The organism is Halobacteriovorax sp. CON-3 (genome assembly GCF_043196995.1).
GTDB lineage: Bacteria > Bdellovibrionota > Bacteriovoracia > Bacteriovoracales > Bacteriovoracaceae > Halobacteriovorax_A.
This window is the reverse complement of sequence record NZ_JBEBNA010000001.1, coordinates 1,687,563-1,709,991: the sequence shown is the minus strand read 5'-3', so window position 1 is coordinate 1,709,991 and position 22,429 is coordinate 1,687,563. Positions and strand designations below refer to the sequence as shown.

The 22,429-nt window shown below is 35.2% G+C and carries 27 protein-coding genes and 1 tRNA gene; 19 read left to right on the top strand and 9 right to left on the bottom strand.

Features of this window, described 5'->3' with window-relative positions; translation table 11 throughout:
• Positions 1-1,593: a GMC oxidoreductase gene (locus ABMA72_RS08030; RefSeq protein ID WP_393056759.1), complete on the bottom strand. Its 1,593-nt coding sequence runs from the start codon at positions 1,591-1,593 to the stop codon at positions 1-3.
• A gap of 175 nt (positions 1,594-1,768) precedes the next feature.
• Here ABMA72_RS08030 and ABMA72_RS08025 point away from each other — a divergent pair, with 175 nt between their 5' ends.
• Positions 1,769-2,053 carry a hypothetical protein gene (locus ABMA72_RS08025; protein WP_392857778.1) on the top strand — a complete coding sequence of 95 codons (285 nt, stop codon included), beginning with the start codon at positions 1,769-1,771 and terminating at the stop codon, positions 2,051-2,053.
• Here the strand turns inward: ABMA72_RS08025 and ABMA72_RS08020 are convergent.
• Positions 2,050-2,907: a trypsin-like peptidase domain-containing protein gene (locus tag ABMA72_RS08020; protein ID WP_393056757.1), complete on the bottom strand. Its 858-nt coding sequence runs from the start codon at positions 2,905-2,907 to the stop codon at positions 2,050-2,052. The two genes, ABMA72_RS08025 and ABMA72_RS08020, sit on opposite strands and share 4 nt — an antisense overlap.
• Before the next feature lie 342 nt (positions 2,908-3,249).
• Here ABMA72_RS08020 and ABMA72_RS08015 point away from each other — a divergent pair, with 342 nt between their 5' ends.
• The 5 genes from ABMA72_RS08015 (at position 3,250) to ABMA72_RS07995 (ending at position 6,063) form a co-directional block, all read left to right on the top strand.
• A complete protein-coding gene (locus tag ABMA72_RS08015) occupies positions 3,250-3,948 on the top strand; it encodes a type II CAAX prenyl endopeptidase Rce1 family protein (RefSeq protein WP_393056755.1) in 699 nt (232 codons plus the stop codon).
• Between the two features lie 40 nt (positions 3,949-3,988).
• Positions 3,989-4,354 (top strand): cupin domain-containing protein, encoded by a 366-nt coding sequence (locus ABMA72_RS08010; protein ID WP_392857772.1) that lies wholly within the window; start codon positions 3,989-3,991, stop codon positions 4,352-4,354.
• Positions 4,355-4,402: 48 nt separating this feature from the next.
• A complete protein-coding gene (locus ABMA72_RS08005; RefSeq protein WP_393056753.1) occupies positions 4,403-5,200 on the top strand; it encodes a hypothetical protein in 798 nt (265 codons plus the stop codon).
• A 34-nt stretch (positions 5,201-5,234) separates the two neighbouring features.
• Positions 5,235-5,663, top strand: coding sequence for a hypothetical protein (locus ABMA72_RS08000; RefSeq protein ID WP_393056752.1), 429 nt, complete (start codon positions 5,235-5,237; stop codon positions 5,661-5,663).
• A 124-nt stretch (positions 5,664-5,787) separates the two neighbouring features.
• Positions 5,788-6,063: a DUF4242 domain-containing protein gene (locus ABMA72_RS07995; protein ID WP_393056750.1), complete on the top strand. Its 276-nt coding sequence runs from the start codon at positions 5,788-5,790 to the stop codon at positions 6,061-6,063.
• Between the two features lie 99 nt (positions 6,064-6,162).
• On the opposite strand, the gene ABMA72_RS07990 is transcribed toward ABMA72_RS07995, so the two are convergent.
• A complete protein-coding gene (locus ABMA72_RS07990; RefSeq protein ID WP_393056748.1) occupies positions 6,163-6,990 on the bottom strand; it encodes a LysR family transcriptional regulator in 828 nt (275 codons plus the stop codon).
• A 96-nt stretch (positions 6,991-7,086) separates the two neighbouring features.
• Here ABMA72_RS07990 and ABMA72_RS07985 point away from each other — a divergent pair, with 96 nt between their 5' ends.
• On the top strand, positions 7,087-7,746 hold the full coding sequence (locus ABMA72_RS07985) for an FMN-dependent NADH-azoreductase (RefSeq protein ID WP_392857761.1): 660 nt from the start codon (positions 7,087-7,089) through the stop codon (positions 7,744-7,746).
• Between the two features lie 237 nt (positions 7,747-7,983).
• Here ABMA72_RS07985 and ABMA72_RS07980 read toward each other — a convergent pair whose 3' ends face one another.
• Complete coding sequence (locus ABMA72_RS07980) at positions 7,984-8,451, bottom strand: GNAT family N-acetyltransferase (protein ID WP_393056747.1); 468 nt, start codon at positions 8,449-8,451, stop codon at positions 7,984-7,986.
• 418 nt (positions 8,452-8,869) lie between these two features.
• Here ABMA72_RS07980 and ABMA72_RS07975 point away from each other — a divergent pair, with 418 nt between their 5' ends.
• Positions 8,870-9,469, top strand: a complete 600-nt coding sequence (locus ABMA72_RS07975; RefSeq protein ID WP_392857757.1) for a GNAT family N-acetyltransferase — start codon at positions 8,870-8,872, stop codon at positions 9,467-9,469.
• 384 nt (positions 9,470-9,853) lie between these two features.
• On the opposite strand, the gene ABMA72_RS07970 is transcribed toward ABMA72_RS07975, so the two are convergent.
• Positions 9,854-9,930, bottom strand: a tRNA-Ile gene (locus ABMA72_RS07970).
• 133 nt (positions 9,931-10,063) lie between these two features.
• On the opposite strand from ABMA72_RS07970, the gene dapF reads away from it, so the two are divergent.
• From dapF to ABMA72_RS07950, 4 genes are read left to right on the top strand one after another with little or no spacing between them, the layout of a single operon-like run.
• Positions 10,064-10,852, top strand: coding sequence for a diaminopimelate epimerase (gene dapF, locus ABMA72_RS07965; RefSeq protein WP_392857755.1), 789 nt, complete (start codon positions 10,064-10,066; stop codon positions 10,850-10,852).
• Positions 10,845-11,234 carry a hypothetical protein gene (locus ABMA72_RS07960; RefSeq protein ID WP_392857753.1) on the top strand — a complete coding sequence of 130 codons (390 nt, stop codon included), beginning with the start codon at positions 10,845-10,847 and terminating at the stop codon, positions 11,232-11,234. Before dapF ends, ABMA72_RS07960 begins: the two co-directional genes overlap by 8 nt.
• Positions 11,234-12,019, top strand: coding sequence for a TlyA family RNA methyltransferase (locus ABMA72_RS07955; RefSeq protein WP_393056745.1), 786 nt, complete (start codon positions 11,234-11,236; stop codon positions 12,017-12,019). Before ABMA72_RS07960 ends, ABMA72_RS07955 begins: the two co-directional genes overlap by 1 nt.
• A 1-nt stretch (position 12,020) precedes the next feature.
• Positions 12,021-12,551: a TIGR00730 family Rossman fold protein gene (locus ABMA72_RS07950; protein ID WP_393056743.1), complete on the top strand. Its 531-nt coding sequence runs from the start codon at positions 12,021-12,023 to the stop codon at positions 12,549-12,551.
• A gap of 16 nt (positions 12,552-12,567) precedes the next feature.
• Here ABMA72_RS07950 and ABMA72_RS07945 read toward each other — a convergent pair whose 3' ends face one another.
• A complete protein-coding gene (locus ABMA72_RS07945) occupies positions 12,568-13,410 on the bottom strand; it encodes a hypothetical protein (RefSeq protein ID WP_393056742.1) in 843 nt (280 codons plus the stop codon).
• 205 nt (positions 13,411-13,615) lie between these two features.
• Between ABMA72_RS07945 and ABMA72_RS07940 the strand changes: the two genes are divergently transcribed.
• Both ABMA72_RS07940 and ABMA72_RS07935 read left to right on the top strand, forming a co-directional pair.
• Positions 13,616-14,410, top strand: coding sequence for a transglycosylase domain-containing protein (locus tag ABMA72_RS07940; RefSeq protein WP_393056740.1), 795 nt, complete (start codon positions 13,616-13,618; stop codon positions 14,408-14,410).
• The gene (locus ABMA72_RS07935) at positions 14,400-15,005 is read left to right on the top strand and encodes a hypothetical protein (RefSeq protein ID WP_393056738.1); all 606 of its coding nucleotides are present in this window, start codon (positions 14,400-14,402) and stop codon (positions 15,003-15,005) included. The genes ABMA72_RS07940 and ABMA72_RS07935 overlap by 11 nt, the downstream gene beginning before the upstream one ends.
• Here ABMA72_RS07935 and ABMA72_RS07930 read toward each other — a convergent pair.
• From ABMA72_RS07930 to ABMA72_RS07920, 3 genes are all read right to left on the bottom strand, one after another.
• Positions 14,987-15,556 carry a hypothetical protein gene (locus ABMA72_RS07930; RefSeq protein ID WP_393056736.1) on the bottom strand — a complete coding sequence of 190 codons (570 nt, stop codon included), beginning with the start codon at positions 15,554-15,556 and terminating at the stop codon, positions 14,987-14,989. The two genes, ABMA72_RS07935 and ABMA72_RS07930, sit on opposite strands and share 19 nt — an antisense overlap.
• A 73-nt stretch (positions 15,557-15,629) precedes the next feature.
• Positions 15,630-15,974 (bottom strand): hypothetical protein, encoded by a 345-nt coding sequence (locus ABMA72_RS07925; protein ID WP_103218798.1) that lies wholly within the window; start codon positions 15,972-15,974, stop codon positions 15,630-15,632.
• Between the two features lie 346 nt (positions 15,975-16,320).
• Positions 16,321-17,910, bottom strand: coding sequence for a cache domain-containing protein (locus ABMA72_RS07920; RefSeq protein WP_393056734.1), 1,590 nt, complete (start codon positions 17,908-17,910; stop codon positions 16,321-16,323).
• A 176-nt stretch (positions 17,911-18,086) separates the two neighbouring features.
• Here ABMA72_RS07920 and ABMA72_RS07915 point away from each other — a divergent pair, with 176 nt between their 5' ends.
• The 5 genes from ABMA72_RS07915 (at position 18,087) to ABMA72_RS07895 (ending at position 22,428) form a co-directional block, all read left to right on the top strand.
• The gene (locus tag ABMA72_RS07915; protein WP_103218800.1) at positions 18,087-18,284 is read left to right on the top strand and encodes a DUF1232 domain-containing protein; all 198 of its coding nucleotides are present in this window, start codon (positions 18,087-18,089) and stop codon (positions 18,282-18,284) included.
• 241 nt (positions 18,285-18,525) lie between these two features.
• On the top strand, positions 18,526-18,996 hold the full coding sequence (locus ABMA72_RS07910; RefSeq protein ID WP_103218801.1) for a fimbrial protein: 471 nt from the start codon (positions 18,526-18,528) through the stop codon (positions 18,994-18,996).
• 39 nt (positions 18,997-19,035) lie between these two features.
• A complete protein-coding gene (locus tag ABMA72_RS07905) occupies positions 19,036-19,275 on the top strand; it encodes a hypothetical protein (RefSeq protein ID WP_392857733.1) in 240 nt (79 codons plus the stop codon).
• Positions 19,276-19,334: 59 nt separating this feature from the next.
• Positions 19,335-20,024 carry a fimbria/pilus periplasmic chaperone gene (locus ABMA72_RS07900; protein WP_103218803.1) on the top strand — a complete coding sequence of 230 codons (690 nt, stop codon included), beginning with the start codon at positions 19,335-19,337 and terminating at the stop codon, positions 20,022-20,024.
• A complete protein-coding gene (locus ABMA72_RS07895) occupies positions 20,014-22,428 on the top strand; it encodes a fimbria/pilus outer membrane usher protein (protein WP_392857729.1) in 2,415 nt (804 codons plus the stop codon). The genes ABMA72_RS07900 and ABMA72_RS07895 overlap by 11 nt, the downstream gene beginning before the upstream one ends.
• Position 22,429: the final 1 nt, after the last annotated feature.

Below are 22,429 nucleotides of genomic sequence, written 5' to 3'. Positions count from 1 at the left end.
TTAATTACTCTTAGCTGGGATTTTACTCATTCCATATTCAGTAATTGCAGTAATTGATAATGAAGGATTTACTCCCGGATTTGCTGAGATCATTGAACCATCAAAGACATACATATTTTCGTAATTAAAAACTTTATTGTCTTTGTTGATGACACCCTCTTTCTCACTTTTTCCCATACAGGCACCACCTAGAATATGTGCAGTGGAAGGAATTCCTGTTAGGGTTTCTGTAAACATAACCATTGGCTTACCATCAATGATTTTACAATATTCTTTTGCCATTTGATGGGCCGTCTTAATAAAGGCCGTCGGTGCAGCACCTTTTGAAAGAACTGACCTCATGCCAAAGATGCCCTTCTTAAACTTTAGAGTGCTATCAAGATGTTGCATAAAGAGATGAATATTTGTCTGCTTTGCAAAGTCTTTTACCGTTAAAACTTTAAACCACTTAATTGGATCTCTTAATGGCTCTATCGCCAGTTTAATCATTCTTAAAAAGAAATTAGGTTCTGAGATCATTGGAACCATAAGTACACGCCAGAAACCCGATCCCTTACCGTAACGAGTTGGCTCAAGATGTGAGTGCTCATCAATATCAATAATCGAACCGATGGCAACTCCCTTAGTCATATCAATATCTTTCTTATAAGTTGTATTTAAAATAAGCGCTTCATTATTCGTTCTGATGGTATCACCAAGAGCTGGTGATAAATTAGGAAGCGTTGTCTTCTTAAGATCAAGAAGTAAGTTAATCGTGCCCAAAACTCCGGCACTAAAAATAATACCATTGGCCTTTAATATTCTTGTTTTTCCAAAGTACCTTGTCGATTCTTTTAAAGTGACTTCGTAACCAGTTTTTCCGTTAGTATGATCTAATGGAGAAACATTTATTACTTTATTTTCGGCCAGGATATCAACACCAAGTTGTCGTGCAAGATAAAGGTAATTCTTATCGAGAGTATTCTTTGCATTGTAGCGGCAACCTGTCATACACGCTCCACATGAAATGCAACCAGATCGAGTCGGTCCCTTTCCATTAAAATACGGATCAGCTACCTCTATACCTTCTTTACCTTCCTCTCCAAAGTAGACAGAGACTTTTGTTGAATCAAAGTAATCTTCTCGTCCAATATTTTTTGCAAGTTCAAGCATTGTGTGATCTGCATCGCCGTGATGTCTTGTCTTTTGCGCTCCAAGCATTTTCCAGGCAAGATCGTAATAAGGAGATAATTCTTCTTCCCAATTATTTAAGTTTTTCCATGGCCCATGATTAAAGAATTGCGACTTAGGTTTTGGAAGCGTATTTGCGTAGACAAGTGATCCTCCGCCGACACCAACGCCACTTAAAACAGAGATATGCTTAAAGAAAGTCAGCTGCTGGATTCCAAAAAACTTCAATTGAGGTAGCCACATCCACCTTGGAAGATTCCAATTCGTTTTTGGAAACTTCGTTGTATCAGAGAAGTCTTTCCCTTTTTCAACGACTAAAACGCTGTAGCCTTTTTCTGCAAGTCTAAGTGCTGAAACCGAACCGCCGAAACCTGATCCAATAATAATATAATCGTAACTTTCCTTGATTTTTGTATTTGGCATATATCCCTCAAATCTTTTGAATACTCACAATTATACATAAGGATTTCAATATGTTGAGTTATTGAATATTAATTATTGATTAGAGTTATCTTGAAAATTCTTGTTTTATTAATAGCTTAGTAAATGTCGTGTGGGCCTAGTAAGGTGGTATAATAGAGAAGATTTTGGAGGAATTATGAAAGCAACAATCACATTCTTAGTACTGGCCATGACGACGTCTTCTGTCTTTGCCAAGGGAAGACCGCTTCTTAGATGCCCTAAGCAAGGTAATAAAGTTATTATCTGTCACGTGCCTCCAGGAAATCCAGATAAGGCCAAGGAAATTACAATCAATAAGAATTCTGTCCAAGATCACTTAGATCACGGAGACTACGCGGGCTACTGTGAAAACACACAGTATGCTGATAAGAAAGAGATGTGTGGAATTTGTGATGTGGATATTGATCCTACATGTAGCTAGTCGTCGTAGGTATTAAACTCATCAACTGCATCGTATAATTCATTTAAAAAATTATCTTCAGAATAATAGGTGTCATAATAACCATATGCTACGGCGACACCTTTCTTTGTACTCTCGTCAATATGTCCGATAAGATAGGGAACTTTCTCTCCGTCTTCATCAATCTCTAAAACAGCGGCTCCTCCTGAGGCTCCGCCGTAAGCAGAACAATCATCGAAGTAGATGTGATTTTCTGTTTTATCTGAACCCTTTCCTCCAAGTACACAATCTGCATCATAAGTAAGCTTTTTACCTTTCGCACCAAGTCCTGTGTCTGCACTGTAACCAGCAATTGTTAACTTAGTATCATCTTCGTTTATCATGCTACCGTCACCAATTACTAGTGGAGGGATATCTTTGTAAGAAATAAGCTCATCTAGAATAAGGATTGCTCTATCTTCGTAGAGATCGCCACTCTTATGAATCTTTGCTTCTCTTTTGATTTTTCTGCCATCATTGGTTGTGAAGGTAATATAAATCGATTTTCCACTTTCAATATATTCATCAATACAATGAAAGGCCGTCGAGACTACTCTTGAATTTTCGTCGAGATCATTTCCAATGAGATTTGCCGAGCAGTGATTATTTAGTTTTCCAACGGCCGCTAGCCATTTAGGTGAGCTTGCTGTTCTTTCCTTGCGGTCATCTCCTTCATGAGGAGTATCGTGGATATATCTGACAATATCTTCAACTTGGCCTGCTAGCTTAAGGACCTTTTCTAAGTCTGGTGAGACACTATTATTGTAGTCACATTCTTCAGCGTAAGTCATAAATGTTAAGGAAAGGATTACTAGAATCCTTAGTAAGCTTTTCATATTTTCCCAAATATCCTCAAAGACAACAAAGCCTTAACTTCTTAAGCACTTATCGTAATTTGTTAAAAAGAATTTAGTTATGGGGTACGCGCCACCTTTTCGTGAATTAAGCAAGTTACAGAGCTAATTCTTTTCTGGTTTGAAAATAATAGACTTCGTATTAGTTACTCCTAATTTAGCATGTATTAATTTATTAGCTTTATTTATATTGTGTTTGAATTTCAATTCTTTTTCATATGTATAAGTATCTTAGGGCGTTTAAATACCCAAAATCTCGAAAAGGTGGTGCGTACCGTATAGATATTATAGAGAAAATGATTTTTGCACCAATGATGAGAATAAATGATAGTAGAGGTTATGAATTCTAATTTAAATGAAAAATTATATTATGAAGATTGCGAACTTTTAAAAAGAGTGGCCGTGTTTATCATGGCCATAACTATTTATTATGTAAGTTGGTACTATGGGAAAGATATCTTAATGAATCTTTTCTATGGTTATATTAAAAACGGAGATTTAAAACCAAAGCTTTTTTTTAGTCACTTACTTATTTATGGATCAATATTTAGCGCGATTTGCTCATATATTATGATTTTTATTGCTTACAAATTAGGCGTAATAGGACTCCCAAAATATTTAGTTAATATAAAGGGAGCCCTCTTATATGGTATCGTAAGTGCTCTTGCTTTATCTGTGCTTTTTATTATTTATTGGTTAATCCGCGGATATGATTTTCAATTTCTAATTAACTCTCAAAGTGTTCTTGGGAATATTTTCTCTAATTATTATGAAGAAATAAGTTATAGGGCCCTACTTGTTGGTGTTACTCTAGCACTATTTCGCAATAAATGGATTGCGATAGTTATTCCATCATTGATTATGGTTAGTACACATACTCAATATCCATTTGAGTTTAAATGTCTTGTGTTCTTAGGGTCTTGTTTTTTTAGCTATGTTTATATCAGAACATCTAATTTAGTTTCATCTTGGTCATCACATCAAGTATCAGATATGGTCTTAGATACGATTCTAAAAGTTTAAGAAAAAGGTACGCGCCACCTTATAAATTATTGGAGATTTGATGAAAATAATCGACTCAGTAAAAGATGTTAATTTTAGAACTTTTCCAGGTGGAGATATGTTCAGCGTACTTGTTGGAAGGCATGACTCAACAGGTGCAAGCGAGCACCATACTGTTGCAATTGTAAAACTACCTGCAGGTACAAAATCAGACGAGCATTATCATAAAGAAAGAGAAGAGTCATACTTTGTAATTAGCGGTACAGGAAGGGCAATTATTAATGGAGTCGAGAATCATATTAAGGCCGGAAGTTTGGTCTATACGAAACCGAATGAAAAGCATGCCTTTATAAATGATGGTAATGACGAATTTATTTATTTGATTATTACAGCACCCTATTGGGTACCTGAAGATTCACACCATTAGCTAAAGACAGATTAATTCGTGGAGAGAGTTATAAAATTATTTAAAAAATTGATAAAGGTTTTTATTGTCGCAATCATAGCTATTGTCATCGTAAGCTATATGATTTTCTTAGGAACGACAGTCTATGTTGTTAAGGGCATTAAAGTCGCAGACCCCCAAGTAATTGAAGTTAATAATAAGAAATCTAATAAGCATGATAATAAAGAATTACATAATTCTGATGAAGAGAATGTGATCCCTAATGCTGCTATTGAAGAATCAAACGATAAAAATAATGAGAAGGATAATAAAGAGGTCTCGCGAGTAGAGAAAATGCGAGAGATGACAAATGCCGCTACTAGCGCACGAATTATTGTCGATGATCTTTTAAAAGCTAACTCGATAAAGTCTTTCTGTTCTAATATTTGCTCTCAAAGTAATTATAAGAAAATTTCACCAACATTATTTGCACAATATCTTAATACTAATCCAAGCAGTGTCTTAAATGACTCCATTGGAATCGAGAAGGTGCTAGGTTTAGCTCTCTTTTCAAATATGTTGCCACCTAGGCTTATGGGTATTTTTATCGATGTTGCTCATGACCATGAGAGAGGCATACTTGATAATATTTCTGCTTCACTTAAGATTCAAAAAGAGATGCTCTCTCTAAAGTCTTTCTTTGAAAGAACGACAAGTGATGAGTTTAAAGAACTACGACGATCTGCTGCTCGAAGTTTAGACTCTTATAATGTTGTTCGAAAAGAGTGTTCAGTGACAACTATTTCTGCAAATGACGCTATTGATAGATGCGAGGAGTTATTTTCTTCTTTTGAGAACTCATATAAGAAAATATCTGAAATTAAGTAAGGGAATATTGTTTAAAATAAGAGATGATAAATGTATGAAAAATTTAATTATAACTTTAATAAGCTTGAGTGCTTTTGCAAATGATCCAATTTTGACTCCAGCTACAAAAGAAAGCTCTGGTTGTAATGTTAAGCATTCTCTCGGACTTGAAGATAAAAAAGACTTTTTGAAATTTCACAGCAAGTTAGTTGGCCATATTAAAGAAGATAAAAAAACAGAACTTGCCAGTATGATTAACTATCCTCTGAGGCTTTCTGAGAAAAAAGTTGTAAAAAGCAAAAGTGAATTTATACAAAATTACGATTCTATTATTAATAAAAAAATTAAAAGAATAATTCTAAAACAAGATCAAGATTCCTTTTTCTGTAAGTCAACGGGGCTTATGTATGGAAGAGGGGAAATTTGGGTGAATAATTTCAATAAAAAATCAGAGTTGAGAATAATTAGTATTTTTTCAAAATAACTTTTCCTCAGTGTTGTTGATCTAAATGGTTTAAACACTATTATACTTTCTAATATTAATTTTGATAGTTGGTTAACACTTTAGGTGTAGAGTCATCGTACATAATCTAAACTAAGGAGTTATCATGCCAAAATACATCATTGAAAGGGAGCTTGCTGGTGCTGGTAAATTATCGCAACAGGATCTACAAGGTCTCTCTCAGAAATCTTGTGATGTTTTAGAGGAAATGGGACCAAGTATTCAGTGGGTACAAAGCTATGTAACAAATGATAAGATCTATTGTGAGTACATTGCTCCTAATGAAGATCTTATTAGGGAACACGCTCATAAGGGTGATTTTCCTATTACTAGTATTGCTAAGGTTGGAACTATTATTGATCCCACCACAGCTGAGTCTTAAATTTATTTTAAAAAATAAAGGCCTTCTCTGTAGAAGGCTTTTTTTATGGTGGGAAATGGATGTCTCTTTGTGATTAGTATCGCGTACCTTAACTTAATTTTAGTTCAATATACCTGAGATCCACCTTTTAAAGTCTTCAATTTTTCTACCCTTTTTCTTAGTGGTGAGGTAGTAATAATAATCGGTTTCAAGATGTTTCTTTGTATTGAAATACTTTAAAATGTTATTTTCTAAGTCATTTTGACAAATTGTTTCACTACAAAATAAAACACCCTGGCCATTAATCGCTGCCTTGAGTGCATGTTCCTCGCTGCGAAACTTCTTAACTTTATTAAAGCCTTTTAGTGATGGTGTCTGTTGTACTTCTAAACTTTTATTTTCCCACTCCACTTGCAAGATGCATTTACTTTTTAAAGCTTTTTCATATGCGTGATTTGAAATAAAAAATCTTAATTTCTCTTTTTTTAAAATAATGACGTCTTTGTTTGGAATTGGACCAAAGCGAATAAAGAGATCAATATCACCTCTCATATTTGAGCTTTCTAATTTATTTGATGAGTAAATTTCGATCTCATATTGAGGATTCTCTATTTCGAAACTGTCGAGATAGGGGATTAAGCAGTGACTTGCGAATGCCATTGTTGTTGAAATTGAAATGACATTTTTTCTCTTATTTATTTCTCCTAGAGATTGATCGATTGCTTGGAGAGATTTTTCTGCTCCTTTAAAAAGAATTTCTCCTTCTTTTGTAAGTTCTATCATTCTTGTTTTTCTAATAAATAGTTTTATTCCAAGGTCATTTTCTAGGTTTTTGATTTGGTGAGATACCGCCGTTGGTGTTAGTGCTAGCTCGTTAGCTGCATCCTTGAAACTTAAGTTTTTAGCAACGTGGTAGAAAACTTTTATACTGTTTAAATTATTAATCATTTTACACCTTATGGATGAATTAGATTCATTCATAGCTTATAAGCTTTCATTTGTAAAAATAGTCTTACACTTCATAATACAAATAAAGGAGTGTTTATGAAAACAGTATTACATGTAGACTCTAGCCCGAGACGGTTAGATAATGAAAATTCAGGTTGGAACTCTATCTCAAGAAGACTCGCAAGAAATATTGTCGACAGTATTAAAGAACGAGTTGATGATGAGTTTATATTCATTTATAGGAACTTGGCAGATTGCCCACCGAGTTTTATTACTAATGATTGGATAGCAGCGGTGTTTACACCAAATGATAAACGCTCTCAATCTCAAATTGACTTACTTGCTGAATCTGATTTGTATATTAAAGAAGTTCGAGATGCCGATATTATTGTTCTGTCTTCACCAATGTACAATTATGGGCTACCGGCTATACTAAAAGCATGGTTTGATCAGATTATTAGAATTAACGAGACTTTCACTTTTGACCTCTCTAGAGGAGACTTTCCTTTAGAACCTATTCTTTCTGGAAAGAAGCTAATTCTTTGTACTTCTAGTGGAGAATTTGGATTTGAGCCAGGCGGAATGAGAGAAATGATGAACCATTTGGGGCCTCACGTGAAAACAATGAGTAAGTATTTAGGTGTTGATTACTTCTTTGAAATCAAGTCTGAGTATCAAGAATTTGGCGATAAACGCCATAAAAAATCTCTTGAGTCTGCCTTAGAGTATGCTACTCAATTAGGTAAGACTATATAAATATGGGGTATATGGGGTACGCGATACCCTGTGGTTATTACAGGCGTTTACAGTCTTTTAGACGGCTTGTTTTGTGAATTTTAGCTGTATTATATGTTTATGCTAAAATATTAATAAGGCTTTATTAAGTACACTTAATATGTTTTTTGAAATTCAACGGAAATTTACAATAATACGAAACGACAGCCTTGTAAGTTATTCTAATTATTATAGGGTATCGCGTACCTCCACTCGATTTTAAAAATATTTTGGAACTTTAAATTTATCAGATGAAATAGAGCTACGGATCATACAAGTAGATGAGCTATAAAGTTGTAATTTTTTTTTCACTTTGACAAAGCCTAGATTTTCGTAAAACTCAGGTTTTATGTCTGAATATAAATATATCGCCTTTGCCTTATTTATTTGTTCTAGGTGAGTACAAATTTTACTAACTAAGTCAGAGGCATATCCATTACCTCGTAAACTCACTGGAGTTGCTATAGAGCCGATTCCAAAGTTGAAACTTTCAAATTGGTATACAATAAGTGAGCAAAGTAGTTCGGATTGATTGTTTTCTAGTATCCACCAAGTCCCTTTTTTATATTTAGGTGAATTAGCACAAGATTCAAGATAGGACTCTTTATTCATATTATCTGACCATGCATCAAATCCCATCATATAAACTTCATTCATTTCAGATATAGTAGCTTCTCTTAATTTCATACAGGAAGATTATCAGAGTTTTTCATAACTTAGTGGGAAATGTTCGTCCAAAAAATCTGTGGTGGGACATTGATGTCACTTTATGAACTATGTGTCCATAATCCCTAAGTTATTAAATAAATTCAAATTTCAAATAAGTTGGAATATAGATTTATAGCGTCCATAAAAAAGAAGGGCGATTCCTCGCCCTTCCCGAGTTAGAACTTGCTCAGTATAATCAATAGATTAAGTAAGCAGATTACTTACTCTATTAGCAATAAAAAATCCTCCATGATTTCTCCCTATGGATGCTCGTCATTGAGCAGGAGAAAGGACTTTTTATTGAAACTTTATTCATGTTATAATTCTTCTACCCCTTCCCGAGTAAGGGCTCTATTAGCAGTAGAAATCAGCCTCTGTTTAACAGGGGCTTTTTTGTATGCAAATGGAAGATATTCTTAGTCGTATCTATGTGCCTGAATTGATTAGTCTAAATAGAGTAGAGAAAGAAATTATGAATATTACGATTGAAAAAATTGATCCAAATAATGAACTACAGGCAGAAGCTTATTGCTCATGGCTTGCAGATGAATTAGTCGTAAATAATTGGTTCCTTCAAAATGATGATGAAGACTTCACCGTTTCCTTTTCTGTAGATGAGTTTAAGAAAGCATTTTCTAAAGAGGATAAAATCGCTTTTATAATTAAAGATGATTATGACTATTTTGGATACGGATCATTTTTCATAAATCATCCTGTTGGAATGCATAAAGAGGGACGTGTTTGTTGGCCAAGTTTAGCCATTGGGAAATCATCTCATCGTGGAAAGGGGTTATCGAAGCATATATTTTCTGAAATCAGAAAACTAGCAATTCGTGAAGGGTGCACTCATGTTGAGGCTGGTATCTTTGATTTCAACGAGGCCATAAGAGCAAACCTTATAAAAATGGGGTTTAAACTTATTGGAAGAAGAGAGAATCTTACTTTTGTCGATGGAAAGTGGTGGGGATCTGAGCATTATTTAATAGAGTTGAAATAGCTTTAGATTCACTTTTTTGATGCATAGATGGATGTGATTGAAGAAGAGCTAGCGAAGTGCGGCTTTCCGGCATACAAGACTTGCTGTCGCGAACTCACTTAGACCAAAATCTTTTTTTACTTAGTATATACGATATAAAAATATGCCTTTGGGCATATTTTTTCGCTCCAGTGTAACCCCCCTTCGGGGGGTCCCTGTGTTCAAGAATATATCATGCTATGCGAGGGGCACTCTCTCGCTCACTTCGTGTTCGCTCGTCAGCGATGCTCGGCTTCAAATGCCATCGTGGCATTTGCCGCCTCAACAACTTGTTCCATGATCAAAACTTGAAAATCTTGAATATCGCACAAATAAAAAAACCACCGCAAGGGTGGTTTTTATATTTGGTGGGACATACAAGACTTGAACTTGTGACCACCCGGTTATGAGCCGGGGGCTCTAACCAACTGAGCTAATGTCCCATAAGTTGGTAATTTGAAATATAAATTTAGCTAAGATTTGGTAATCTGGCTACAAAATTTTGCTATGTGGCAGTGGCGCGATGTGTAATTGGCGAGAGTAGTCAAATACGCAAAACAATGAAATGATACTCTCATGACAAACTTTAGTAAGTATAGCTCTAATGGAAATGACTTCATTCTCATCGATAATCGCGATGGGGCCCAAGAAGTCAGCAATACACAAAAGTGGCAACAACTATGTCAGCGCTGCTTTGGTATCGGTGCCGATGGAGTGGTTTTTCTGGAAAGTAGTGACAAGTATGACTTTCATATGCGCTACCTAAATGCTGATGGCAATGAAGAGAGTATGTGTGGAAACGCAACTCGTGCTATCACTGACTTCTATCGCCGTACGACGCAAACAAAGAATACTGACTTTAAATTTACCACGGGAAGTGGGCTCTACTCTTCAGGTATAGAAGGTGATGTCATCTGGGTTCACATGGCCGTCATTAAAGACGCTGATCTATATGACCTCTCGAACAAATATGAAGACGCTCAAGATTCGTACTATATTAATACTGGTGTTGAACACAGTGTATTTATGGTCTATGACGCTCAGGAAGTAGATGTCGATGCCGTTGGAAGACGTGTTCGCTTTGATGAGGACTTTCCTCGTGGCTCGAACGCTAACTTCATTAATCAAGTTGATGAAGGAGAGTGGCGTATACGAACATATGAGCGCGGGGTCGAGGCTGAGACCTTCGCTTGCGGGACTGGAAATGTCGCCGCAGCCTGTATGCTGTGGGATAAGGAATATGAACATAGAGACGAAATAGAATTTCTAACAAATGGTGGTATACTATTCGTCAAAAGAGTCGATGGCTTCATCTACCTTGGTGGCCAGACAAAACTTGTCTATACTGGTGAATTTAATGATTAAAAAGTTTTTAGTACTTCTCCTTCTATGTCTAAACACATATGCCACAATTTTTGTGGAAGTTGTGATGACTCACGAAAAGGACTTTGAGGGTCAAACCATTCTTATGAGTGAACTTCACTTCATTGAAAATATTCAGCCAGAAAAGATGAGTCGATTTGTAATGAAGAGTAAAATTGATCTTCTCTTAAGTGGTCAATTTGTTGATAGCGAAGAGATCTATGGCCCGGGTGCCATGGTGAAAATTGAGGGGAGAGTCCTATCAAAAACTCTCTCAAAAAGCTTTGAGCTAAATCTAAAATTGGGGACTGAAGGAGATGTTGTTTTCAGTGAGCCTGAGCTTGGACAGAAAACAAAAATTAAAATCAAACCAGTAGTTCATTAATGTCAGAAGAAAATTTTGAAAGATTAGATAAAAAACTCGTTGAGCTTGGCCTTGTTGCGACTCGCAGTCGTGCCCAACAGGTAATAGGTGATGGTAAAGTTAGTGTTGCTGGAAAAGTAATTACCAAAACATCATATAAAGTTACAAGTAGTGATGACATTCAACTAAATGAGAGTAGTGAAGAAGTTGGCCGTGGCTTTCATAAAATTGCCGGCGCACTCGAAGCATTTGATGTTGTCATTGAAAATAGACTCGTTGCAGATGTTGGCGCCAGTACAGGTGGTTTTACTCAATTTTGCCTAAACCACAAAGCCTCTAAAGTCTTTGCCATTGATGTTGGTCATGGGCAACTTGCACCAAGCCTAGTCAGTGATAGAAGAGTGATAAACCTTGAAGGAACAAATGTTAGAGAGCTTTATAAATTAGACGAGGCCGTAGATCTCTGTGTTGTAGACCTTTCATTTATTTCCCTGAACTTAATTTGGAAAAATTTAGTTGATATCAGTAAAGACGATGCTGAAATGATCGTTCTTTTTAAACCTCAGTTTGAAGTTGGAAGAGATGGTATTGGTAAGAAGGGAATTGTAAAAGATAATAGTTATGTCCTAAGGGCAGTTGAAGAAATGAAGATTCAATGTGAGGCCATGGGACTTGGGATTCTTGGATTTAAACCTTGTGTAATAAAAGGACGCAAGAGTGGAAACCAAGAGTACTTTTTATATTTAAAGAAGAACGCTAAATCTCTTCTTTCGCTAGAAGAATTGAATAAAGAAGTTGGAGAATAAAATGAGAGTATGTGTATTTTGTGGGTCATCAAGTGGAAAAGGTGAAACTTATTTAAATTATGCCAAAGACCTAGGTGAGAAGCTTGTTAGTAATGGACACTATCTCGTGTATGGTGGAGCCTCAATTGGTGTGATGGGAAAGATCGCAGATACGATGCTTGCTAAAGACGGCCATGTTATTGGTGTTATGCCAAAATCACTTATTGACTGGGAAGTTGGACATCAAGGTCTAACTGAGTTTATTGAAGTCGATACAATGCATACTCGTAAAGAGAGAATGTATGAGCTTTCAGATGTCTTCGTTACTTATCCAGGTGGATTTGGAACTCTTGATGAGTTATTTGAAATTACAACTTGGGCACAACTTCAATATCATAAGAAGCCAATCTACTTAGTTAATGTAAATGGTTACTTTGATCACTTAATTAAGCATATTGAAAATTCAGTTGCTGAGGGATTTATCTCGAAAGAGCACTTTGAATTAATTACGATTTTAAATTCAAATGAAGAGTTAATGGAGAGGATCAATTAAGATCCTCTCGGTTTTATTAATCTTGTAGAATTATATAAATATTTGGTTCGTCGATTTCAATTTTATCATTTTCAAATCTTTCAAGCTCTTTGAAAATGGTACGACGAACATTAAATAGCCCCGCCTTTGCCTTATCAATTCTAATATTGATAATCTTGTTAGCAAGGTCATAAGAAGAGCGTCCTTCAAACTTAACCTTAACACCTTTTGAAACATTTCCTTTAAGGTGACCACTAAATTTACCACCGCGGATATTAAGCTTTAGATCATCAATTTCAACTGCGCTACCAAGCGTTTCATATTCATTTGTTAAGTTATAGAAACTTCTTTCGTTACTTTTAAAATAGGCACTTCCAACATTTAGGCTTAGAAAATTAAAACAATTTTGAAGAAGCTGCTCATATTCATTACCTTCACGACTTTGCTTTTGGCACTCTAGGCGCGTTCCAGAAAGACGTGTTGAGAAACCTTCACCACTTGCTTGAACTTGATTTAGATTAAGTCCAATATTAGTGTCGCCATTATTATAATTGAGATTTGAAATTCCAATTCTATCAGCATCATTAATTTGGAGAGTTGAAAGATCGAGTTCAAATGACTCATTATCTACTGAAAAGATAAGCGTTCCACCGTAATTTTCTACTTCGAGTGTTGGATTGATAAATTCTCCAAAACCTTCAATTGCAATCTCCTTACTTGTTCCCGTTCCTTTAGGGCTTGTGTAGTTTGCATTTAATTGATTGATCTTTCCAATTGGAAAAGCTGGTTTTTCGTTAAGCTCATTGGCGTGGGCCGTGGAAATATTTGTGAACATTAGGCAATACGATGCCGCAATCATTTGACATGACTTCTTCAACATAAACAACTCCGTTTGATTGTGTGTGGTTACAAACAAAATCGGGTTAAAGTCATCCTTTACGTAGGTTTTGTGCTGATCTGATAAAAAAGGGTAAATAATGCCGCTTTAGCGGGGTGTAAGTGTCTAAATTTAGGTTGGTGAACGTAATAGCTGTTGGGTTTGATAGACTATTCAAGAGTCGGCTTTTTGTGCTAAAGTGCGCTAAATGTTCAAGAAAATTGCGTTACTATTTATCATCTCACTATTTGTCGTAGCAGGTTATGTGCTATCGCGTGTGCCTGTCCTTAATATTAATAAGCTGGCCCAAGGCTATGTGAAGACCTCTGTAAAAGATGAAATTGCTTCGTATTTGGTAACAACTAAGAGACCTCGAAATTGGGCCTATCTAAATGCTATGCCTAAGCATGTTTACTACGCCTTCATCGTTAGTGAGGACTGGTCATTCTACGATCATCAAGGAGTGGACTTTAGACAAATTTATCACGCCGTGAAAGATCACTTAAATGGAGAAAAGTTAAGGGGTGCCAGTACTATCTCGCAACAACTAGCTAAGAATCTTTATACAAAAAGTGAAAGAAGCCTTGAGCGTAAAGTCTTCGAACTTTTTACGACGATGTACTTAGAAGAGAAGTTAACAAAGGACAGAATCCTTGAAACTTACTTAAATATCATTGAATTTGGGAAAGGACTCTATGGTATTAAGAATGCTAGTTGGTATTATTTTAAGAAGCGTCCAGCTGACCTAAATCCAAAAGAATCTGCTTTCCTAGCTATGTTACTGCCTAATCCAAAGGTTTACTCACAATCATTTCGAGATAAAAAATTAACAGAATATGCATCCACAACTGTTAATTCTATTTTAAAAAAGATGAAGGTAACTAAGGCCATAACGGAAGAAGAAATGTTGTCCTTTCAAAAAGAGCACCTTTCTTTTGAAGAAGTAAAAAGAAGTGAAGGTGGAAGTAAGCTAATACTAGAAGAGGAATTCTTTGAACTTTAAAAATGTCTTAGAACAAGTATATTCAAATACAAAATTGTCTCCAGCAAAAGAGCGCAGAGAACTTCTTGTTGAACAAATGTTTGCTAATGAAGCTTCTGGTCTTGATTGTCTTAAATGCACAGGACGCTGCTGTACATATGAAGCAAATTCAATGCAAATGACTTCGATAGAAGCGCTTGAAGCAATAGCAATTCTTGAAGAAAAGGATCTCTTAAACGATGAAACTAAGAAAAGGTTAGAAGATTGTATTTCTGAATTTCGTCTTGATAAGTATATTCAAATCGGTCCAGGTGAATACTTTAGAAAGTCCTACACGTGTCCTTTTTATTTCTATCCAAATTTTGGCTGTGGACTTGGTGTCGATCATAAACCTTATGGTTGTATTGCCTTTAATCCATGTGAGGCGAATCAAGAAGATGGTGGAAATTGTCAAAGTGATTTAGATATTCAAGAAAAGCGAAATCTTCAATTTGAAAAAATAGAAGATCTCGCAGACAAATATTTATATGATCAATATAAAGTTTCTCTATTAAAAGAACCGATCCCAATTAAACTACTCGAAATTTGGAAGAAGGTTTATTCCGAAAAATTATAACGTAATCCCATTACCATTGTTGTAACAGTAAAGTCGGTATCGTAGATAAAGTTTACATTAGAACCTGAGCTATAGTGATAACCACCATATATATAAAAGCGTTTGCTCATTGGAATTTCAATATCCATTCCTAAAGTCCAAAGTAAGTAAGAGTCATCTTCTAAAACATCACTATTACTATATTCGCGATTAACGTACTTGAATCCAAATAGAGGCTGAAACCACCAGAGCTTAAAGGCCGTAGTTGCCATTAAACCGCTTTCTTTCAAGTCTGTTTTGATTGTGCTTGATTCTAATTCATATGTCGCTTCGTCATAAGTGTTTTGATAGTAAGAAATTTTTGTTAACAGCCAATTCGTTTCTTCTGAAATTCCAATATGAAAGCCCGTACCATCTGTTTTATACGGACCAAGACTGACATTAGGAGAAAATAGGTTATCGATAGTTGTCTTTTCTTCATAAGTCGGCATTTGCGCACCAGCAACAATTCCATACTTTGCAGCACATGAAGTTAGAAAAAATAAAATTAAAATCGGAAATAAAACCTTCATACCTCTCCCTTAAATAAATAATAAATTCATTGTTAAGTATTATTAAAATTTATTTAAGAGAGAAAAAAGTTCTTTATATGTTGTTTAAGATAAGCTCTGATAGCGGTTTTGGAAGAATATTGTTAGGAACTTTCATGATAATGTGGCCGCCTTCTTTGTTTTGAAATTTACCAAAGCTATCATCAAAACGAAACTCTGCATTCTCAAATGTACGCACATTGATTTCATTACCATTGACGTGATCTACGAATGAAGATTCAAACTTAAGTTTCTCTAAAGACAACTCTTCATTCAAGATAAAGAACCAGTGATAGATTTCTGCCTTTGGAGCATCGTCAGCTAATCCCAACTTTTTTACTTCAATAACAGATACATTTTCATTCATAAAATAAAATAATGTTTCAAATTTTTTTTCCATAAAAATATTTTACTTTGCTAAAAGACGAAGAGTAAAGAAATTGGCAGGGATATTTGGTTAAGAATCAGATTAGGAAATTTATACGGTCAGATGAAGTCTTTGGGAATGTTCAAAAAGAAATATAAGAATGAATTGCTATAAAAAAGAAAGAAGAAGTGAATAAAAGTATACTGAAACACATCATCTAACCGATATAAATCCTAAATCTGTAACTATAATATCAGCAATGTAGATGATGTCAAATAAAAGTTTGACTAATAAAACTTTTAAGGCTTGATTTAATTTAAATTATTGAAATAAGGGAGGTGAGCAGGGCGTTGGCCCTACTCACTAAGGTTATTTATGGTTAGGCAGCTTTATCACCACCGACGAGGTCGATAACTAATTTGACGATATCATCGAGATTATCTGCTTGGCCTTTTAGATTTGCGGCCGAGCGAGATGCTTCTTGTGCAGAGTTATTATTTTGAATTGTTGTTTCATCGATGAGTCTGATTGCATTTGTAATTTCATTTACACCTTGTGTTTGTTCGTTACATGCACTTGCGATCTCAGTAATTTTTCCATTTACGTTCTGTACATTGAAAACGATTTTATCGAGAACTTCTTTACACTGGCCGGCCTTCTGTCTTCCAGCATCAACAGTTTTTGAACTGCTTTGAATAACTTCATTTACCATTGCAGTTGTGCCTGAAACAATTGCTTCGACATTCTTGATTGATTCATCAATTAATACTTTGATTTCATCAGATGCAGCTCCAGACATTGATGCAAGAGATCCGATCTCTTCTGCAACAACAGCAAAACCTTTTCCACTTTCACCTGATCTAGCAGCTTCAACAGAAGCATTGAAAGAAAGAAGTTTCGTTTGAAAAACAATGTCATTAATAACTTTAGTCTTATCTTCAATTTCTTTAATGATATTTAAGATCTCTTGAACTTGGTTATTACTACTTTCCATTTTCTTCATTGCATCTGTGTTGCTATTTGAAATATTCTCTATAGCGTAAAGCATTTCATCGATAGTGCGTTTACCGTTTTGTACTTCGTACTCAGACTGCTCACCTGACTTTTTAGAGTCCTCAGCGAATTCAGTATTTCTTCGTATCATTGAAGATATTTCATCAACTGAAGCAACTGTTTCTTGAAGAGACGCAGCCTGTTCATTAGTTGCAGCAGATAATTGAGTTGATGTGTTATATGTTACTTTGGAACCGTTAGCGACTTGTAGTGAAGTTTCTTTAAGTTGATTTGCCATTGTTAGGAGAGGATTTGATACACTTGTTTTTAAAACGAAAGCAAATAATGCACCAATAACAATAAGACCGATAAAACCGAACATTGCTTGGTTTAGAAAGACGCTGAAAATATAATCATTAACGTCGTCAACATAGATACCTGTACCAAGTACCCATCCCCATGGCTTGAATAACTCAACGTAAGAGTACTTCTCAACAAATACATTACTATCAGCTTTACTATTCCAGATGTAGTTAACAAAACCTTTGTCCTGTTTTTTTACAAGAGCAACAACGTCATTAAAGAGAGGTTTTCCTGCCTTGTCGACAAATGTCTTAACACTTTTTCCTCTAAGGCCATCACTTGGGTGAACGATCATTCTTGGCTCAAGGTCATTGATCCAAACATAGTCATCCATATCACGTCCATAGCGAATACTTGCAATGTAATGTTTTGTGATCTCTTTAGCTTCCTTTAATGTATACTCACCAGCTTCCACTTTTTCGTTCATCGACTCAAGGAAGTGATAAGCGGTTTTAGTCACATCCTCAATTTGATTTTTCTTTTCCTGTAATAGCGCAGACTTTGTTGAGCTATAAGAGTAGGCAATAAAGATTGAAGTGAAGATAACAAATGGTATGAGGGCCATCAGAATTATCTTCGTGTTTAAACTTAGACTTTTCACTAACGCTTTCATAATTCTCCTGAGTTTCTATACAATTTCTAAAGATTCTTGCTATAACTTCGGTAAAAGAAATGTATTTGTTAGTGATGTTAATCAGTTTTTAGGCTCGTTTCGCTAACAATTTTGTAAGTTTGAAACGAAATTTGTTACAATTTATCTAAGCAAAACTAATCTTGATGAGAAAATAAATGAAGTTACTTTCAACTAAAATATTTCCTCTCATAGGCCTTGTTGTCTCTGGGATCTATCTTCTAAATCCGACCGCTGGAATTATCGAATTAATTCCAGATAATATTCCCTATATTGGTAACCTCGATGAAGCGGGTGCCGTGATTCTGTTTCTATCTTGTTTAAAGATACTTCGCGCCAAAAAAGAAAGAGAGTAATTTTCTTAGTTTCCTAATCAGCAAAATCAAAGGTAAAATTATAATGTGAACATCTTTGTAATTAGACAAAGATCTTTACACTTTTGTACCTAAAATTGATCAAAAAATGACACTTGATTAATTTATAGGCAGATAATGGAGATGTATCTAATCGAAATCTTGTGACTACTGGTGGCATGATTGTTGCAGTAATTTCAGTATGTTTAAGAGTTAATCTCTAATTAATATATAGGAGCAAATTATGAAAATTGTTAAAGGTTTATTCATCTCTTCACTCGTTATGGTTTCAACTGCTTACGCGGCAACAACTGGAACTCTTGTTTTAAAAGGGCAAGTTCCTGCACTATTGTCAATTAGTGTTACACCAGAGGCCGTTGCATCTGCTCTTCCTCTAGACACTACTCAAGTGGACTCTAAAGTTGCTACTGTAAATGAGGTTTCAAACTCAAATAGTGGTTATACTGTTTCTTTTAGTTCAGCAAACCAAGGAAAGCTAGTTCACAATTCAGTTACTTCATCGTCAATCGACTATGCATTAAGCTATGACGGAAATGCTGTTGATTTATCAACTACTGATGTATTCACATTCTCATCTGCGGCAAGTGTGAATGTCGATAAGGATTTAGCAATTTCTTATACTGGTGTCGATCACCAAAACCTTATTCAAGGTGAATACGCTGATACGGTTACTTTAACGATTGCAGCTAATTAATACTTAAGTTTTTTAGTCAGATATCCGATAGGCAGAGTGATGAAATACTGTACTCTGCCTTTTTTATTTGTCACCTCCCTTCTTTCACTCAGTGTTTACGGGAGTGAGGCCAAAGAATTACACTTGAGAGGAAGAGTTCCAGCGTCTGTTGTAGTCGTTGATGAGGTCGGTACTAAAGAGCCAAATGATGCTATTAAGTCTAATCTTGATAAGAATTCTTATGATGTTAAAAAGTCTGAGAAGAATGGCCATCCAATGATTGAAATTTCCTTTCATTAATTCATCTTCAATTAAAATTTGTGTATAATAAATAGGGTCTAAGCTGTCATGGAGGAAGCTTGAAGTTACTTATTTTATTAGCACTTTTCCCACTTTTAATGTCTTTTACTTTCAGGCCTACTAGTCAAACAATTGATCTAAGCAATGGGCAAAAGGCTACTCAATTTCAAATCGAAAATACGTCATCTGAAATGATTCCTGTAACGGTAAATGTCTTTGAACGAATACAAAAAGAAGACGGAAGCGAGTCCCTTCCTAAGACAAATGATGTGAGTGTTTTCCCTCCTCAACTTATAATCTCGCCAGGGGATCGAAAAACTATTCGTGTGGATTGGAAGGGAGATACGAATATCTCTTCTGAAAAAGTTTATCGAATTGTTGCTGAGCAAGTCCCTTTAAAGCGTGGAAGTACTAATAATAAGAATCGTGGTGGTATTAAGATGCTGCTCAAGTATATGAATGTTCTATATGTAACGAAGAAGGAATTTAAACCTAAACTTGAAGCGAGTCATTATAATGTTGGAAAAAAGATTCGAGTTTATATTGCTAATAAGGGAAATTCTCATCAATACCTAAAGAACGTAAGGTTTGAATTTGTAAAAGGTGATCAGAAGTTATCGATCCCAGCTAAAGAGCTCTCAAAGCTTAATGGACAAAATATTTTGGCCAATACGACACGATACTTTGAATTTAATAATACAATTAACCTAAAAAATGGATATGAGTTAAGAGCGTCTTTTGATAAGTAATTATAGACCAATTCTATTTGTTGCATTCCTGTCTCAATTGAGTCCTTTAACTGCTTATGCTCAGTCTGAAACTGAGCTATTTCGTAGTGTCTTTGGTGAAGTTAATTATGAAGCACAATTAGAACTTATTCTTCATGGGAAATCTCTTGGGGATATTCCAGTAAAACTTCAAGGAAGCCAGTTAAAGTATATTGATAGTGTCATACTAAATGAAAAGATTAGAGGCATCGTTAAGGATGAAAAATATAAATTAGTCGACACTTCTAAGAAGTGGGTTGCTACTTCAACAATTCCTTATACTCTAAGTTATGATTCTAAGGCATTACAGGTGGTATTAGATATACCTGTAGAGAGTCTAAAATCTGTTTTCTATTCGTTAGAAGAAAACCCAAAAATTAAATACGCTGGTCAAACTATTGAGGCTGCCCCATTTGCTGGTTCGATTAATTATCTTCTTGATAAGAACTTCGGTGATTCGTATCTTGGTGGTGATTCTCTAACTTTGAATATTAACTCCTTCTTAAATATAAAAACCTATGTTTTGCAGTTGAATGGATTCTATGTTGATGATGAAGATAGTAGCGATCCTTATTGGACGCGAAGAGACTTTAGTTTAACAAAGGATTTTGAATCCTCACGCCTTCGAACGAGGTTAGGGGATACTACAACGGGCCGCTTAGGCTTTATGCAATCAAAAGCAATAGGTGGTTTTAATTTAAGGAAACAGTTTTCAATTAATCCTTATGAGACACCTTATACGCAAGGTGAGAAAGAGTTTCAAATTGTTAGACGATCTAATGTTAGTACTTATGTTAACGGGACTCTTGTAAAAAAAGAAATCCTACCTGCTGGTAATTATCGTTTATCAAATCTTCCACTTGTTAATGGCATTAATAATGTACGTGTAGAAATTGATGATGGAAGTGGTGTTAAGCAGTTATTAGAATTTAATATCCCAACATCACTATCGATTTTAAAAAGAGGTGAGTTTGATTATTCGTTAAGTGTGGGAAGAAAGTCTGATGATTCTGGAAAAACCCGCAGTTATGTCGATAATAATGAGTTTTATAGTGGCCTTGTTCAATATGGTTTTACTGACCTATTTTCAACAGGTGCCTATTATCAAAAAGATGACAAATTTCAATTAACTGGTCTTTATAATGGTATTGCTACAGAGTTTGGAAACTTCTTTCTGGGGAATGCTTATTCTGATTATAAGAATTTTAATATAAGTGGCTATGCAACTTCTTTGACTTGGCAATTTCAGGATATCGCAGGATACTTGCTTGAAAACCTATCATTTACAGCGCGCTATGAAGTTTTCGGTGGAGACTTTAGGGCTACGGCCGACTATAATGGGCCTTCGATTAAAAATAATTATCAACTTAATTTATCATTTCCTATTTTCTCTCATAGCTCGATAAATCTAGGGGCCGGCCATGAAGAATATCGTGACTCTGGAAATGGTTCTCGAAATTTCATCCGTACCTCGTTGAATATTAATCCAATTAATAACCTAAATATAAATCTTTATGCTGCTAGCACAAAAGATTTAAATAATCCGACTGATCACTCTGTTTCTGCTTTTTTAACATGGTCTTTTCCTTCTCATAATAGCTATGTTTCAATGTTTAGAGATTTTGAAAATAAATCAAGTCGAATGTCTTACACAAAAGATAATAGTAATGAGCTATATAAGCCGAGATATACAGTTTCCGCAGATGACGATGAAGTTAATAGTCGCTTAAATTTAAGTGCTAGTATGCCAACGCCTATGGCCGATTACTTTTTCAAGGCATCTTATGCTCATGAAAAGAATGGTGAAGATTATAATCAGATAGGATTCGGGATATCGACGACTTCATTATTCGCGTATGATAATGGCCTTGCTTACGCTCAATCTCGTTCTAATACTAATAGTTTTGCCCTCTTTAAAACTAAAGAATCTTTAAAAGATCAAAAGCTTATTATTAAATCAACATCAGTTCATGCAGACACTCAAACTCCGCTCTTTGGGGAGCTTGCAATAACTGATATGGTTCCATATCAATACCGTGAAGTACAACTAGACCCAACTGCTCTCGATTATGGAACAACACTGGAGAAAGAAAAGTTTGTTCTCTATCCGACTTATCAATCAGGACATCTTATCAATATTAGTGACAATGGCCTTCTAAGTCTTAAGGGGAAAATTACACGTAATGGAAGACCGGTTTCACTGGAGATCTGTCAGTTAGGGGAGAAGGTCTTCTTCACTGATCGAGAAGGTTACTTCTTTGTGGATGGTGTTGATAATGAAACAAGTTTACTTAAAATAAGTGGTAAGGAAGTTAAAAATATTTCGATAAATCAAGAATCCCGTGGGATCATTGATATTGGTACGATTGAGATAGAGGGGAATTAAT